The organism is Prevotella sp. LMAG:51 (assembly GCF_008680225.1).
GTDB classification, from domain to species: Bacteria; Bacteroidota; Bacteroidia; order Bacteroidales; family Bacteroidaceae; genus Prevotella; species Prevotella pectinovora.
On sequence record NZ_NALQ01000005.1, the window covers coordinates 1 to 15,311 of the forward strand.

Below are 15,311 nucleotides of genomic sequence, written 5' to 3' on the forward strand. Positions count from 1 at the left end.
GGATAAAGGAGTTCTGGGTAGAACGAAACCTATCAATTTCTGAAGGTGATACCGAATGATTTTCGGAGGCATTCTGAACAGAGACAAAACGAACTTTCCTTCGGGAAAGGTCATTATAAAGATATTATACAATGGAGAGTTTGATCCTGGCTCAGGATGAACGCTAGCTACAGGCTTAACACATGCAAGTCGCGGGGTAACATCTGGTAGAGCTTGCTCTTCCAGGATGACGACCGGCGCACGGGTGAGTAACGCGTATCCAACCTGGCCCATACCACGGGATAGCCCGTCGAAAGGCGGATTAATACCGTATGCTGTCATTAAGAGGCATTTTTTGATGACGAAAGGACTGGCGGTATGGGATGGGGATGCGTCTGATTAGCTTGTTGGCGGGGTAACGGCCCACCAAGGCGACGATCAGTAGGGGTTCTGAGAGGAAGGTCCCCCACATTGGAACTGAGACACGGTCCAAACTCCTACGGGAGGCAGCAGTGAGGAATATTGGTCAATGGGCGCAAGCCTGAACCAGCCAAGTAGCGTGAGGGAAGACTGCCCTACGGGTTGTAAACCTCTTTTGTTTGGAATAAAGTGCGGGACGCGTCCCGCATTGCATGTACCATTTGAATAAGGACCGGCTAATTCCGTGCCAGCAGCCGCGGTAATACGGAAGGTCCGGGCGTTATCCGGATTTATTGGGTTTAAAGGGAGCGCAGGCCGTGGGTTAAGCGTGTCGTGAAATTCCGTCGCTCAACGGCGGACGTGCGGCGCGAACTGGTCCACTTGAGTACGCGGGACGTTGGCGGAATTCGTGGTGTAGCGGTGAAATGCTTAGATATCACGAAGAACTCCGATTGCGAAGGCAGCTGACGGTAGCGCAACTGACGCTGAGGCTCGAAAGTGCGGGTATCGAACAGGATTAGATACCCTGGTAGTCCGCACGGTAAACGATGGATGCCCGCTATTCGCCCACCTGGGCGAGTGGCCAAGCGAAAGCGTTAAGCATCCCACCTGGGGAGTACGCCGGCAACGGTGAAACTCAAAGGAATTGACGGGGGCCCGCACAAGCGGAGGAACATGTGGTTTAATTCGATGATACGCGAGGAACCTTACCCGGGCTTGAATTGCAGAGGAAGGATTTAGAGATAATGACGCCCTTCGGGGCCTCTGTGAAGGTGCTGCATGGTTGTCGTCAGCTCGTGCCGTGAGGTGTCGGCTTAAGTGCCATAACGAGCGCAACCCCTCTCCGTAGTTGCCATCGGGTGATGCCGGGCACTCTGCGGACACTGCCACCGTAAGGTGTGAGGAAGGTGGGGATGACGTCAAATCAGCACGGCCCTTACGTCCGGGGCTACACACGTGTTACAATGGGGCATACAGAGCGCCGGCGGCCGGCAACGTCCGTCCAATCGCGAAAGTGTCCCCCAGTTCGGACTGGGGTCTGCAACCCGACCCCACGAAGCTGGATTCGCTAGTAATCGCGCATCAGCCATGGCGCGGTGAATACGTTCCCGGGCCTTGTACACACCGCCCGTCAAGCCATGAAAGCCGGGGGCGCCTGAAGTCCGTGACCGCAAGGGTCGGCCTAGGGCGAAACCGGTGATTGGGGCTAAGTCGTAACAAGGTAGCCGTACCGGAAGGTGCGGCTGGAACACCTCCTTTCTGGAGATGCCTTCTGAAAAGGTGCACCTGTGATTAGAGGATACGGAAGTAAGTCTTTCCAAAAATCTTCTTGTACTCACGAACTCCTGTTTTTCAAGAATAAAGAGAGACAAGGGAAACTGGGCGGAGAAGTCCATACACCTGACCAACCTGACAGTCCTATAGCTCAGTTGGTTAGAGCGCCACACTGATAATGTGGAGGTCGGCAGTTCAAGTCTGCCTGGGACTACGTAAGAGGCGAAACGAAATGAGCCTCACTCTCCTGTATTGTTCTTCAATGTAATTTGGGGGATTAGCTCAGCTGGCTAGAGCACCTGCTTTGCAAGCAGGGGGTCAACGGTTCGAATCCGTTATTCTCCACGATTCGTGAGAATTCTGAATATTCTCAACGAAAACGATCTTTGACATGTTGTTACAGACAAAACTGTAGAAAAGAAAATTTCAATACAGCTGAAAGTATGGGCTAGGTCCCTTGTGAGTATTTATATTCACATTGGGACACAGGCGAAAGTAAGAAAGGGCGTATGGCGGATGCCTAGGCTCACGGAGGCGATGAAGGACGTGATAAGCTGCGACAAGCCCTGGGGAGGTGCAAATGACCGTTGATCCAGGGATTTCCGAATGGGACAACCCGGCAGTCTGAAGGACTGTCATCCGGACAAAAGTCTGGAGGCGAACGGAGGGAACTGAAACATCTTAGTACCTCCAGGAAGAGAAAATAAACAATGATTCCCCCAGTAGTGGCGAGCGACCGGGGAAGAGCCCAAACCGGTGTTGTCAAGGCAACGCCGGGGTTGTAGGACCGCGCTGTGGTACTTTTATCGTGAACAGAATGGACTGGAAAGTCCGGCCGTAGAGGGTGAAAGCCCCGTACGTGAAGCGAGCGAAGGCCTAGCGGTATCCTGAGTAAGGCGGGACACGAGGAATCCTGCCCGAATCCGCCGGGACCATCCGGCAAGGCTAAATACTCCCGTGAGACCGATAGTGTACCAGTACCGTGAGGGAAAGGTGAAAAGCACTTCGACGAGAAGAGTGAAAGAGATCCTGAAACCATGCGCCTACAAGCGGTCGGAGCATCCATGTGATGTGACGGCGTGCCTTTTGCATAATGAACCTACGAGTTGCCGTCGCCAGCGAGGTTAAGTCCCATGAGGGACGAAGCCGTAGTGGAAGCGAGCCTGAAGAGGGCGTCAAGTTGGCGGAGGCAGACGCGAAACCAAGTGATCTACACTTGTCCAGGTTGAAGTCCCGGTAACACGGGATGGAGGACCGCACCAATAAGCGTTGAAAAGCTTCTGGATGAGGTGAGTGTAGGAGTGAAAGGCCAATCAAACTTGGAGATAGCTCGTACTCCCCGAAAGGCATTTAGGTGCCGCGTGGGAAGGTCAGCGTGAGAGGTAGAGCGACCGATAGGTCAAGAGGGCTTCACCGCCTATCGAGACCTGACGAACTCCGAATGCTCACGCTTAGTATTCCTGCAGTAAGGGGGCGGGTGCTAAGGTCCGTCCCCGAGAGGAGAAGAATCCGGACCGCCGTCTAAGGTCCCGAAGTTCTGTCTGAGTTAGTCTAACGAAGTGTGGTCCCTGAGACAGCCAGGATGTTGGCTTGGAAGCAGCCATTCATTCAAAGAGTGCGTAACAGCTCACTGGTCGAGGGTCCGTGCATGGATAATAATCGGGTATAAGACAGGCACCGAAGGCGCGGGATAGCAAATAATAAAAGTATCGGTAGGGGAGCATTCCATCGGCGTAGAATGCAGTAGGTGACTACTGCTGGAGCCTATGGAAAAGCAAATGTAGGTATAAGTAACGATTAGGAGGGCGAGAACCCCTCCCGCCGAACGACTAAGGTTTCCCAGGCAATGCCATTCATCCTGGGGTCAGTCGGGTCCTAAGGCTAAGCCGAGCGGCGAGGCCGATGGCAGACACGGTCAACATTCCGTGACTACCGCCATCAGTGATGTCCAGACGGAGCAGTGACACCTCCGCGCCCTGACGGAATAGGGCGTTGAAGGGCGTAGGCTATGATGATGCCAGGCAAATCCGGCGTTTGAGCTGAAACCTGAAAGTACGGGGTCCCCTTCGGGGGAACCTGACAGCGAGGGTAAGCATACTCCCGAGAAAATGGGCTAAACTCATGTTGGCGGTACCCGTACCGGAAACCGACACAGGTAGTTGGGTAGAACATACTAAGGCGTTGAGAGATTCATGGCTAAGGAACTAGGCAAACTGACCCCGTAACTTCGGGATAAGGGGTCCTCACCTCCGGGTGAGGCGCAGAGAATAGGTCCAGGCAACTGTTTAACAAAAACACAGGGCTGTGCGAACTCGAAAGATGAAGTATACAGCCTGACACCTGCCCGGTGCCGGAAGGTTAAGAGGAGATGTCACCGCAAGGGAAGCATTGAATTGAAGCCCCGGTAAACGGCGGCCGTAACTATAACGGTCCTAAGGTAGCGAAATTCCTTGTCGGGTAAGTTCCGACCTGCACGAATGGTGTAATGATCCGGACGCTGTCTCGGCCATGAGCTCAGTGAAATTGTAGTATCGGTGAAGATGCCGATTACCCGCGATGGGACGAAAAGACCCCGTGAACCTTTACTACAGCTTAGCATTGACCTTGGTCATCCGATGTGTAGGATAGGCCGGAGGCTTCGAAGCGGCGTCGCCAGGCGTTGTGGAGCCATCCTTGAAATACGGCCCTTTGGCTGTCTGAGGTCTAACGCGGAGAGTCGCGGACACTGCTTGGTGGGTAGTTTGACTGGGGTGGTCGCCTCCAAAAGCGTAACGGAGGCTTCCAAAGGTGCCCTCGGGCCGTTTGGTAAGCGGCCTTCAAGAGTGCAATGGCAAAAGGGCGCTTGACTGGGAGGGAGACATCCCGAGCAGGCAGGAAACTGGGGCATAGTGATCCGGCGGATGTGTATGGAAACTCCGTCGCTCAAAGGATAAAAGGTACTCCGGGGATAACAGGCTGATCCCCCCCAAGAGCTCATATCGACGGGGTGGTTTGGCACCTCGATGTCGGCTCGTCACATCCTGGGGCTGGAGAAGGTCCCAAGGGTTGGGCTGTTCGCCCATTAAAGTGGCACGCGAGCTGGGTTCAGAACGTCGTGAGACAGTTCGGTCTCTATCTATCGTGGGCGCAGGAGTTTTGAGTGGTGCTGTCACTAGTACGAGAGGACCGTGACGGACAGACCTCCGGTGTACCGGTTGTGCCGCCAGGCGCACCGCCGGGTATCCGCGTCTGGATCGGATAAGCGCTGAAAGCATCTAAGTGCGAAGCTTTCCACGAGATTAGAACTCCATTGAGGGTCGTCGCAGACGACGACGTTGATAGGGCGCAGGTGTAAAGACGGCGACGTCAAAGCCGAGCGCTACTAATTGCCCGAGAGCTTTCGCTTTCAGGCACACACTTTCAGTTGTATTGCAACTGTCAATTCTACAGGACAAGAAGTCTGTAACATTACGCATGTCCCCCATATCAGGTGGCGACAGCGGCGGGGTTCCACCTCTTCCCATTCCGAACAGAGAAGTTAAGCCCGCTTGCGCCGATGGTACTGCAATGCAATGTGGGAGAGTAGGTAACCGCCTTTTTTCACTTTAAAGCTTGAATCCTCCGGAAGAGCAATCCTCCGGAGGATTTTTTTTGCGTCTGTACGCATCAGGGTCTTCCTTGGTCCTCATGCAGCTTTATGTCTGTTTTCATCAGGCGATAATTGAATTGTCCGGACAATTACCCGATGGTTTTTGCATGCAGAAACAGACGGAAGTGACTGAATTATAGACACTTCCGAATATGGGACCAGATGGTTGACGGTTTTTGGGAAAATGTGGGTTAAATACCAGAATTGTACACGTGTCATAAGACTGATCACTTCCTTGTCTTGTTTTTATATCTCCATTTAACCTGAAACGGTCATTAGGCCGTTCAATGGTAGTATTTTATAACTGCTTGCTGTCTTTTGATTTTTATACTGTGTCCTTAAAAATGTCTTTGCAAATATTTGTATTGCAATAAATAGTAGTTATTTCCGTTACTATGATATGCAATGGACAGATAGAATAAGGCAAGTTAAGATCATTCTCGTGTTGGCGGCTATTGTAATAGCGGTAACATCCCTGATAATCTCAAATATCTTTGTAAAGGACCTCGCCAAGGAGGAACGCAACAAGATGGAAATTTGGGCGGACGCAATGCGCTCGTTCAATATGGCCGACGAGACCACAGATTTGGGGCTTGTACTGAAAGTGATGAACGACAACAATACCATTCCCGTTATCGTGCTTGATAATAAGGGACTGGTGCAGATATGCAGAAACGTTGATGTAGGCAACCGTTCTGAGAAGGACAGTGTTGCGTATGTGTCGCATTTGGGAAAGCGTCTTTATGACGCTGGCAGATTCATCAGAATCTCTATGGATGATGCTAATAAGAAGGCTTATGTGGATGTATGCTATGATGATTCCACGATACTGAAACGTTTGGCGTATTATCCTTATGTGCAGCTTGGAGTAGTGCTTATATTTGTTGTAGTGGCTATATTCGCTTTGCTGACATCAAAGAAAGCAGAACAAAACAAGGTGTGGGTCGGTTTGTCAAAGGAGACCGCACATCAGCTGGGTACACCGATATCCAGTCTTATGGCCTGGATAGAGATACTGAAGGAGAATTATCCTGATGATGACCTTATCCCGGAGATGGACAAGGATGTGAAGCGCTTGCAGCTCATTGCCGACCGCTTCTCCAAGATTGGCTCATTGCCAGAACCTGTGCCGTCGAGTCTCAGTGATGTGGTAGACCATGTAATCGACTATATGGACCGACGGACATCATCCAAGGTTCTTATGACAAAGAAATTCCCTCAGAATGATATTATCGTGAATCTCAATGCTTCTCTTTTTGAGTGGGTAATAGAGAACCTCTGCAAGAATGCCGTTGACGCCATGGAAGGCGAGGGGCATATCACTATCGAGGTCTTGGATTTGCCCGGCAAGGCAGTTATCGAAGTTACTGACGATGGCAAGGGTATAAGGAAGAAAGACATAAGCAGCGTGTTCAAGCCCGGTTTCACGACAAAGAAACGTGGGTGGGGCTTAGGTCTGTCTCTTGCCAAGAGAATCGTTGAGGAATATCATCATGGCCGCATCTTCGTTAAACGCAGTGAAGTGGGAGTTGGCACGACGTTCAGGATTGAGATAAAAAAATAAATAATTTTTCCTGATCATACTTTTAAGTTCGGTTGTTTTTGAGTGAGGGTATTCTAAAAGGTTGCCGAAGAACAGTAAATACAATCGTGGCGACAAACAGTTGTTATTGTCATATACTTATATCAAGGTTCACAAGTTAGTGGTCCACTAACTTGTGAACCCCGATATTTTTGTTTATATTTGCAAAGTATTTACATAATACTTAGCTGCACTCGGCAAATTGAGAGTAAACTCTCTTTGCGCTCGTTTGCAAAGTATTTACATAATACTTAGCTGCACTCGGCAAATTGAGAGTAAACTCTCTTTGCGCTCGTTTGCAAAGTATTTACATAATACTTAGCTGCACTCGGCAAATTGAGAGTAAACTCTCTTTGCGCTCGTTTGCAAAGTATTTACATCGTCAATATAAGTATTTGGGATATGGAAAAAGCATTTGTTTACGGAATGTCGGTAGAGGGCAATAACTTCACCGACCGCATAAAGGAAGCCAAGCGCATAAAGCTTGATTTTGAAAACGGCATAAACGTCATCCTCATCTCGCCAAGGCGAATGGGAAAGACCTCACTGGTAAAGAAGGTAATGTCGGAAATGGACGTTCCGCAGGTGAAAACAGTGTATATGGATATATACGACTGTCGTAGCGAGTATGATTTCTACAACCGCTTTGCTTCGGCAATACTGAAATCCACGGGCAACAGGGCGGAGCAGATATTGGAAAACATAAAGCGATTCCTTGTCCGCCTTTCGCCCAAGTTCTCCTTCAGTCCTGAGCCAAATTCGGAGTTCTCATTATCGCTTGGAATAACGCCGAAGGACTATACTCCCGAAGAGATACTCAATCTTCCGGAACTCATTGCACGCGAAAAAGGCTTCCGGATAGTTGTATGTATCGATGAGTTCCAGCAGGTAGGCGAATTTCCAGGCAGCATAGAAGTGCAGAAGCGTATGCGCGGTGTATGGCAGCATCAGCAGAATGTGTCCTATTGTCTGTTTGGCAGCAAGAAACACCTGATGATGAATATCTTTCAAAGTAAGCGGATGCCATTCTACATGTTCGGCGAGATGATATACCTTGACTGTATCCCCACGGAGTATTGGGTGCCGTTCATCTGCTCCCGCTTTGAGAAATACGGAAAACGAATCTCTGACATTTACGCATCCAGGATATGTGAGTGCGTCGGAAACTATTCATCCTACGTACAGCAGTTGGCGTGGAATGTGATGGCAGAGACGGATACGGAAGTGACAGAAGAAACATTTCATCGGGGCGTTGATGCTCTGCTGGAACAATGCAACAGCCTGTTTGTGCAGCAGACGGAATCACTCACAACCTACCAGCTCAACTTCATCCGTCTGCTTTGCAGCGGCATCCACAATGGCTTCTCATCAAAGAAAGTTGACGATATTTATCCAATTGGAACGAAATCGAATGTGGAGCGCATTAAGAAAGCTCTTTTCGAAAAGGAAATCATCACCCAGACCAAGGAGGGAGTGTTTCTTGCCGACCATGTTTTCGAGGTGTGGTTCAAAAGGGAGTTAATGTAACTATTTAGGTAATTCATCATAAATATAGATTGAAAAAGCGGTACAAGAGAAGTGCAGCAGCCTAGCACCGATAGTGCAGCATAGGTATACTGACAGTATCACATAGCTATACCAGCGGTATATCGCCGCTTCACTATATGACGAGACATTATTAGCTGACGATGCGTTATCAGAAGAAAGCCCCGAAACCTATTCACAAGGTTCCGGGGCTTTCTCTATCGATTATTTATAACCTCAAAATGTGGATTCTCACCTCACGCCTACCTTAACGGTCTTGCCATTGGTGGTGCGTATGATGTTGACACCCTTCTGGAGAGTGTTCAGTTTCTGTCCGCTGATGTTGTAGCGACCTGCTACGTTGCTGCTAGAATCCTCAACGCCATTGATGCCGTCAACGATGTCGAACGGTATGTTCAAGAACTGTATCTTGCCCTTCTGTGTGGCGCTTACCACAACGTTGAAACTGTTGTAGTAGCCCTTCTTCACAGTCAGTCTGCCGTCGGCAGAGAGAGTCACGTTCTGTGCCAGTTCCTCGCTCAGAGCGTCGGCAAATGCGTAAGAAACCGTAGCCGAAGCATCATCGAACGTGAAGAACTCGCTGAGATCAATCTCGTCGCCAGCCACCTGAACCGGAGCCTCCGCAATGACACGCTCACCGTTGAAGTCATCCATACAGAAGTAAGCCGATGTATTCAATCCGAATGAACCAGTGTCAGAGCCAGAGAGGGATACAGAGATGGTTTTCACTTTGCCGAGCGGACGAAGGTCAACCCACTGCCATGTGTCGAGATAGTAGCGGTCAGCCTCCTTCGAAGCACGATAGTCAGCAAGATAGCAGTCCACTGTAGATGTAGAACCGTCAGCCCTGGTGCCAGTGAATGTCGCTATGAGATAGTCACCCTCTTCAAACTTGTGTGCCACTCCGTTGCCGTTCTTTATGCAGTCAAGAGCCCACGCGTTGTTGGTGATATAGAATCCGTTTATCACGTCACCCTCATCAGGCTTGTTGAGCACAGTTATTGTGCCCTTGTCGAATACCACCGCATAATTCTCCGACTCATCATATCCATGGCCAACAACAGAGTTATACTGGTCAGGAGTAGCGCTTGTGAACGTCGTTGCCGTACGGTTAGAATAAGCGAATCCCTGCCATGAGTTCCAGTCGAGGCTGTAGTTGTTGCTGAACTGATAAGAACCGCTCACGAACGAACCGTCGAGCTGGTTGTCGCCATATATGCCCACCATCGGTGTGCCCTTAGAGTCAGGACCGTTCCAGTAGCTCTCGCTGTTGAGATACAGGTTCTCGAATGTTGCCACCACGGCATCACCGGTCACTGCCACACGGCAAGTGTCAGAAGCCTGCTTTCCGTTTGCATCCGTCACGGTCACATAATACATGTCGCACTCCACAGGAGCATATTCCACCACAGAAATACCGAAGTCATCGAGAGAAGCCGTTGCTATCTCCTGAAGCATTCCGTTTGTCCAGGAAATGCTGAAAGGAGCCGTTCCCTCTGTCACGTTAACCTTGAGAGAAGCCTTCTGTCCGGACTCCACACTCTCAGTAGCCTCTGCAGTTGCCTTCACGTTAGGAATCTCCTTTATGACCTCACCGCCAGCGATGAACTTGCTTGAGGCATACACATCGCTTGACACGCCGTTGATGTTTGTCATCAGTGAGTAGATGACATACTCCTTGTCCTTCTCCAGACCCTCAACTGTAATCTTTGTCTCATCGTTCTTGTATGCGGTGATTACATTCTCAGAAGTCGTAATCTCGTCAACGGTAGGAGCATCCTCAGCTCCATCCTTGACCATATATTGAACGGTACCAGTCTGACTGAATCTCACCTTCATGTCGGCCGATGTGTCAGTGATGTTGTTGATTATCGGATAACCCTCAACCATCACCGGAGCTTCCGTGTTGGCATCAAACTCATAAGCACCGATTGTAGGAGTCTCGCCGTTACGTGCCTTGCCAGTGATGTCAGTCTCCACATAAGCCAGAGGCAGTGCCTTCATCAGATTGCCAGCCTTAGAGAGTTCCAGAGTGTTCTCGCCGTCGATGAAGTTCGCAGCCTCGTTCACTCCGTTCTCCTCGTTGCATATAGCCTGCCATGCCTCGTATGAAGCAACATCCTCTTTGTGACGTGCAAACACCTCACCGGTAGTGAAGCCGGCATTGTTGGCATAAGAAGCCTTTGTCATGTAGTCGGCATTGTTGTAGCTGTATACATAACCGCCGGCATTGTTCATCAGAACGTTGTTCACAACCTTCAAGTTCTCGGCAGTACTGCTGCTGATTACCATAGCCGAAGACTTGGCTTCACCCAACATGTTTACGCTGTTGTTGGCGATGTTCACGTTGGATGCATTGTTGCCGACCTTGATACCGTAGCTCTTTTCGCTGTTGCTAACCACGATGACCTCGTTGTTCACGATATTCACCGGAACCTCTTCGCTTCCCGTCATCTGTCTCAGCGTGATGGCCAGAGCAGAGTTGTTGGTGTTGAGATGGAACTTGTTTCCGCTGATTTCGAAGCTCTCGTCATACAGGTCTCTCACCTGTGCGTCGATACCGTCAAACTCCTTCGTTGTGGCGTTGTTTTCTATGCGGTTGTTGCGAATCTTCGTTCCCAACTCGTCAGACACATACAGAGACTTGGAACCCTGGTTGCGCAGGATATTGTTCTCTATCACTCCGCCTACTTCCTTAGGCAGAGCCACATAGCTTGTTCCGCCCATTCTCACACCGATGTATCCACCCTCGAGCAGACAGTTCTTCACTGTGAGATAGTCGTTGTTCTGGTAAGCCAGGTTCTTTGTATAGGTATATATCAGGTTGATGTCCTCTGAATAAGTCACCGTCATGTCTGCATGGATATAGCAGTTGTCGATAGTCACGTGGCGGCTCTGGTTCTTGATGTGTATCACACCAGGGAAATTGGTGTCTGTCGTTGTCACCTCCACACCGCGCAGCGTGAACCAGTCAGCGCCGGCAATGGTGAACGTACCAAATTCATTGAACATCTTGTCGTCAGAATATTGCGGCTCGTTATACAAGTCGTAATATATCTTCACGTCGTGCCAGTCGCCGCTTTCGCTCTGCAGCGTCACGGTATTGTTCTCCGAAGCTCCCGGAATCTCAGGCACCGTCACGTTCTCGTTGTATATACCACGCTTGATGTTGATGGTCACAGGTCCGTCGATACCGTCCTTCAGAGAGTTCACGGCAGCCTGTATCGTGCCGTAGTCAGCGCCCGCGCCCACTGTTATTGTGCCGCTCACGCCCTTTACCACCTTGGTGGAAGCCGCTGCCGCCTCTTCAACGTTTGTTGTCGTCTCGTTTGCCGTGATGCTCTCCAGCTGGGCACATGCCGTTGCCTCAGGAGCAGCCTCAGTGCTGATGTCGCCGGCGAGCCAGAAGTAGTAAGTGCCAGGCAGCGTGATCTTGTAAGAACCATTGATGGAAAGCTGACCGCCCTCCTGCTTGCCGAAGAGGTCTACAGGTGCGAACTCGGCGCTTGTTCCTGTAGCATAGATTTTTGCATTGGTGAGGGCATTGTCTGCCTGATCGATGGCAGCGAGGTTGAATTTCTGTATGTCCAGAACGTTGAGGTCGCCGTCAGCAACCACCTCAATCTTCTGCAGCAGCGTCTCGGCACCCTTCATCGTAGTTTCAGGAGCCACGGCGGTAGTCGTTACAGAAGCCACGCTGATAGGCTGTTTCTCGTATGCCGTCACCTCGATTGCGAAACCAGCCTTTGAGTATTTCGTCACGAATTTTACGGTCACCTTGCCGTCCTCGGCATCAGAGAGGAAATAAGTCGGTTTGTCATACATGCTGTATTTGGCATCCTCCTTTTCCTTCACCTCTCCGCCATGATATACATAGAACTTGTCCTGTGCCGTCACAGTCCACTCCTTGAATGTGAGCTTCACGCTCTGTCCAGGAGTCTTAGGAGCGAATGTCACAGTTCCTTCGAAGTCCTTCGAATAATCACCGTCCACACCGCCATCGTCGTAGAACAAGAGAGGAGCGCCCTCGTTGATGAGAATCTCACCATTGTCGCCCGCCATCATGTTGTATATGTTCTTTATCATTACCGCACCCTCAGGGTCGCCGTTCTCTGTAGTCAGAGTCTCACCGTCGGCAGTGATGCTCTTTATAGCGGCGTCGATAATGTCGCCCGCCTTAGCGTCGTCAGATATATCGTAGCGCAGACGGAAGTGGTTGTCGCCTTCTGCCAGTGCCACCGGCTCGTCGAGAGTCAGTGTAGCCTCCGTTGCAGTTCCGTCGATTGTAGCCGTAGCCACAGGAGCCTTGTCGGCGGCAATCTCCTCGTCAGCCTTTGCCAGCGAGTAGAGCTTGATGGCAGCGATGCTCTTCTCCGTTCCCTTCATGTCTACAGTTACGGCAGAAAGTTTCTTGGGATTCTCGTTGCCCTCGGTAGTGATGTTGATGTTGAGGATGTCGAGATCCTTTTCGCCCACCTTTGCAATCTCCTTTGCCGACTGTGTAGCAGTAGTTGCTGCCACTTCCATTGGTTTGGAGAGATATTCGCTCACGGTAGCCACAAAACCGTTCTTTGTGTTCCATGATGAAGTAACGCCGGCGTTGAACACCACTGTCAATGCTCCGTCGGCAGCAGTAGAACGGATTACGCCCTCCGGTCCCTTGGTGTAGTTGTTCTTTGTGGTCTCCCACAGCAGTTCACCTGTAGTGCCCTTGCCGCTGTAGATCTTCAGCGAAGCATGTTCAGAGCTGCTGTAGGTATTCCAGTATAGGTCAAATTTGGAGAATTCAATCTGGCATATCATACCCTCGTTGTAAGGCAGGAAGATATTGATGCGGTCGTCCGTGCCACTCTCATAGTCAGAAGAATATTCATTCTTGTTCTGTGTCTTGAAGCCCATCGAACCGTTCACCTTCTTTGTAACCGTGCCCTGGTCGGAATGCGATACCACCTGGTTCAGCACCTCGCGGTTGCCCTCTGGATTACCATCCGCAACGGTGTGGGTGGCATCACTGAGTGTAACAGAAGTCACTGCGGCATCAATCTTCTGTCCGTTGACGGCCGTTTCCTTGATGTCGTAGGCAAGCCAGAAATAGTTGTCGCCCTCAACAAGTGACACCTCGTCGGTTGCTGTTATTTCGATAGCGTCGCCAGTCACCTCAGCTTCGCCCACCTTTACAGAAGTTGAGAAGCTGGCCGCTGACTTGGTATAATATACAGTAGCCTTGCTGATGATGTCATTCGTGCCGTTTGTGGTGAATGAGAATTTCTTTGCCGTCAGTGCCGGATAGTTGTTCTCTGTCTTCACGTTCAGTTTCAGTATTTCCTGATCTGTATCGCCGGCAGCCAGAGTCTTTGCAGATGCTTGTGTCGTCTCAACCGCCTGTGTCGTCATTGGCTGTGGGATAAACAGGGAAACCTCAGCTTCGAAACCGTCACGGGTATTTGACAGTTCGCTGCCGGACACAAACTTTATTGTCAATGCTCCGTCTTCCGAGTTGGAACGTACGAATGGAGTCTCAGTCTCTCTGACGGTTCTGATAAGATTGGTTTCATCGTCCGTCGAACCGTTATATATAAGGATGTATTGTGATTTGGCGTCGTCGTGCAGAGAACTCTCGAAGATATTCATCTTTGAGAAGTTTATCATCACCTTCTTGTCGGGAGAAGCCGGTTTGAAGGTCACCATACCGTTGAATCCGATGGTTACCTCTTCTGTAGGTCCTCCATCATCATAGAAGTTGAGAGGTGTGTCGGTCACCGTGATTGTCTTGTATTCCGCTGGGAATGTCACAATAGCCGGGTTCACCAGTCCTACTGCCTCTGCTGCCGTGAATGTAGCAACGCCGTCGGGCTGGTTTGTAGTGGTTACGCCGGTAACCTCCAGTTTCAGTTTCGCACCGATGGAAGCCTCTGTATTCAGGTCGCCAACGATGGTAAACTCATTCTTACCTTCGCTCAGCTTATGGTCGAGCGTCATTGTGTATATGCCGTTGTCCTCCGTTATCGTAGTAGCGATAGGGGTAGCACCCTTGTATGAGTCGGCGCTTCCGGCGAACAGTTTCAGAGAGAGAGGGTCTACCACATTCTCGTTCTCAGCCATTCTGAATTTGATGGCTGTCAGGTGGTCAGCGTTCAGCACTCCGCTGGCGTTGACATACAGTCCGGCGATATTCACGTCTGTAGTCATCTCTGGCTTCTTCACGTTGTCATACTGCGATCCGGCGTCAGTAACACTCATGTTTTCGAGTTTCACACATTTCACCTTTGCCACCCATCCGTCAGCTTTGAATGAGTAGCGATATATGAATCCTACCGACAATGCTCCGTCGGTTGTCGTAGAGTAGAACGACTTCCTGTCGTAGATGCCGTCGAGAGTTTCAATCACGTTGCCCTCGGGCAGCTTGGTGTCTTTTGTCACTTCGTTTGTTTTAGTGGCCCAGGTGAATCCCGTGTCGTCCACTTCACCGTCGTAAACCTTCGCATATCCCTGATATGACCCCATCTGGGTCCTCACGTCAAACGACTCGAAGGTAATCATGATAGAATACCCTTGTTCTGCCGGTTTGAACACGAGAAGGGAGTGCGAGTTGCTTGAATTGGAACTCATAATCGACCCTGTGCCTTTGTAGTCGTAGTACGTGAGTTCCTGATCCGTTGCCACTGTCACTGTCTGCTTGCCGAACTGCGGCTGCAGCACTGTGTTGCCGTCTTGTGCCATCAGCTGCATTGGCAGCCATAACATAGACAACAGTAGTGCCAGCATTAGATAACTGTACTTCTTTTGCATTTTGTTTATAAAGTTAATGAATGAAAATGTTGTTGTTTCCCAAGCATCATGATTCCCTCGTGCGCCTTCCTCGAAGCCCATGAGAGACAGCAA

Annotated in this window: 3 protein-coding genes, 2 tRNA genes and 3 rRNA genes; 7 read left to right on the plus strand and 1 reads right to left on the minus strand. The window is 50.3% G+C overall.

The window, feature by feature from the left end:
- Window positions 1-128: 128 nt before the first annotated feature.
- From CCC32_RS01885 to CCC32_RS01915, 7 genes are all read left to right on the plus strand, one after another.
- Window positions 129-1,659 (plus strand): 16S ribosomal RNA (locus CCC32_RS01885).
- Between the two features lie 155 nt (window positions 1,660-1,814).
- Window positions 1,815-1,888 (plus strand) — tRNA-Ile (locus CCC32_RS01890).
- 57 nt (window positions 1,889-1,945) lie between these two features.
- Window positions 1,946-2,019 (plus strand) — tRNA-Ala (locus CCC32_RS01895).
- A gap of 144 nt (window positions 2,020-2,163) precedes the next feature.
- Window positions 2,164-5,059 (plus strand): 23S ribosomal RNA (locus CCC32_RS01900).
- Between the two features lie 80 nt (window positions 5,060-5,139).
- A 5S ribosomal RNA gene (gene rrf / locus CCC32_RS01905) occupies window positions 5,140-5,252 on the plus strand.
- Together the 16S, 23S and 5S rRNA genes with 2 tRNA genes alongside form the textbook arrangement of a ribosomal RNA operon.
- 450 nt (window positions 5,253-5,702) lie before the next feature.
- Window positions 5,703-6,866, plus strand: a complete 1,164-nt coding sequence (locus CCC32_RS01910; protein WP_022316061.1) for a sensor histidine kinase — start codon at window positions 5,703-5,705, stop codon at window positions 6,864-6,866.
- Window positions 6,867-7,286: 420 nt separating this feature from the next.
- The gene (locus CCC32_RS01915) at window positions 7,287-8,411 is read left to right on the plus strand and encodes an AAA family ATPase (protein ID WP_022316060.1); all 1,125 of its coding nucleotides are present in this window, start codon (window positions 7,287-7,289) and stop codon (window positions 8,409-8,411) included.
- A gap of 249 nt (window positions 8,412-8,660) precedes the next feature.
- On the opposite strand, the gene CCC32_RS01920 is transcribed toward CCC32_RS01915, so the two are convergent.
- On the minus strand, window positions 8,661-15,218 hold the full coding sequence (locus CCC32_RS01920; protein WP_287071907.1) for a DUF4465 domain-containing protein: 6,558 nt from the start codon (window positions 15,216-15,218) through the stop codon (window positions 8,661-8,663).
- Between the last annotated feature and the right edge of the window lie 93 nt (window positions 15,219-15,311).